Below are 2,136 nucleotides of genomic sequence, written 5' to 3'. Positions count from 1 at the left end.
CGTAGGTGTATGCGCCGTCCTCGCCGATGGTCAGCGTGCCGTAGGTGCCGGTGATCGCCATGCCGACGGTCGCCGCATCCTCCAGGTCCGCGCCGGTGTCGCCCGCGGCGACCCCCACGACGGTCTTGCTGTCGCCGGYRTCCACGTCGGTGTCRTTGRCSAGCACGTTGCCCGTSGCCGAGGCATCCATGTCCTCGACGACCGCGTCGCCGGCGTTGGTGTCCGCCACCGCAACCGGCGCGTCRTTGCTGCCGGTGATGGCGATGGTGACCGTGGTGCTCGAGACCGCGCCTTCGCTGTCCGCCATGGTGTAGGTGAAGACGTCCGAGGCATTCTCACCTTCGGCCAGCGCATCCGTCGCCGGAAGGCTGTCGTCCAGCGCGTAGCTGTAGGCGCCGTCCTCGCCGATGGTCAGCGTGCCGTAGGTCCCGGCGATCGCCATGCCGACGGTCGCCGCATCCTCCAGGTCCGCGCCGGTGTCGCCCGCGGCGACCCCCACCACGGTCTTGCTGTCGCCGGCATCCACGTCGGTGTCGTTGACCAGCACGTTGCCCGTGGCCGTCGCGTCCACATCCTCGACGACCGCGTCGCCGGCGTTGGTGTCCGCCACCGCAACCGGCGCGTCGTTTTCACCATCGACGTTGATCGTCACTGTGGTGGTCGACTGCGCGCCGCCACCGTCCTGGACGGTGTAGGTAAAGGAGCCCGTGGCCGGGCTTTCCGGTGCGACGTCGATATTCGACACGCTATAGCTGCCGTTTGTTCCCAGGGAAATCACCACGCCGGAATTCAGCGTGATGGTGTACCCGCCGAGCACATTGGCCACGTTGGACACGCCGGCTCCGCCAACAACCGAGATGATCGTTGCCGTGTCGATCGTATCCACGTCCGTGTCGTTGGCCAGCAGATCATTGGCCCCGGGCGTTCCGTTGGTTGCCACCGTCGCGGCTGGTCCGACCTCGTCGATGTCGATCGTATCGGCCACCGCGGTGATCGGATCGTTGACACCGGTAATCGTGATGCTGATGCGCGCGGTGTCGGTGCCACCGTTCCCATCGCTGACCTCGTATTCGAAGGTATCGATCGCCTGCTCACCATCCGCGAGCCGGTTGAAGAATGCGTTGGGAGACGTCAGGTCGTACTGGACAGACCCGTTCTGCTGCACGGTGACCGTGGCCCCGAAATCGGTGACGATGGCCCCAGGAGAAATGTCCACCGGCGAGCTCTGGACCGCGGTGCCGTCTCCGTCCTCGTCCGCAATGTCGGAAACCGACACAATTGTCAGCGGATCGTTCTCCGGATCCGTGTCGTTGTCGAGCGCATTGCCTGGCTGGCCGAAGATCGCGTTGAAGGTGATCGAAGAGCCTTCCGTGGTCGCAACCGTATCGTCGGTCGGAGTCGGGCTGTCGTTCTGCGGCGTGATCGTCACGGAAACGGTTTCGATGTTCGAGTCGCCGCCGTCGCCGTCCGACAGCGACACGTCGATGCTGCGCGACAGGCCGGCGCCCGTGGGATTGTCCTCGCTGGTGGCATAGCCGAGAGCCTGCAAGAGGGTCTCGACGCTCTGCACGGTGGCCGCGCTGTTGAAGCTGACGGCCAGGCTCGCGGTATTGCGGCCCGACACCGTGCCGATGACGGTGCCGTCGACAGAGACGTCCTGCGTGAGGTCGTCGACCGAAACGAGGCCGCCGCCATCGAAGTCGAGCTGATCGGTGAGCAGCCCCATGGCGACGGTCGCGGTGAGGCTGCCGCCGTCGAACGAGGCCTCGTCCGGGTCGGTCAGCGTGGCTGCGGGATCAAGGATCGTCAGCACACGGTTGGACGGATCGACATTGTCGTCGACGGATTCCAGGTGTGTGACCGCGTCCTCCAGGGTGATCGTCGGCGCGTCGTTGCTGCCGGTGATGGCGATGGTGACCGTGGCGCTCGAGACCGCGCCTTCGCTGTCCGCCATGGTGTAGGTGAAGACGTCCGAGGCATTCTCACCTTCGGCCAGCGCATCCGTCGCCGCGAAGGTGTCGTCCAGGGCGTAGGTGTATTCACCGTCCTCGCCGATGGTCAGCGTGCCGTAGGTGCCGGTGATCGCCATGCCGACGGTCGCCGCATCCTCCAGGTCCGCGCCGGTGTCGCCCGCGG

At 66.1% G+C, this 2,136-nt stretch carries 1 protein-coding gene; it reads right to left on the bottom strand.

The annotated features are described in order from the left end of the window. Positions 1–2,136: beta strand repeat-containing protein (locus DU478_RS22400; protein ID WP_199488402.1), on the bottom strand; the 2,136-nt coding region annotated here is incomplete at both ends.

This window comes from Thalassococcus profundi (assembly GCF_003344785.1).
Taxonomy (GTDB): domain Bacteria; phylum Pseudomonadota; class Alphaproteobacteria; order Rhodobacterales; family Rhodobacteraceae; genus Puniceibacterium; species Puniceibacterium profundi.
The sequence above is the reverse complement of the archived record's forward strand: the minus strand, read 5'-3'. Positions and strand labels throughout refer to the sequence as shown.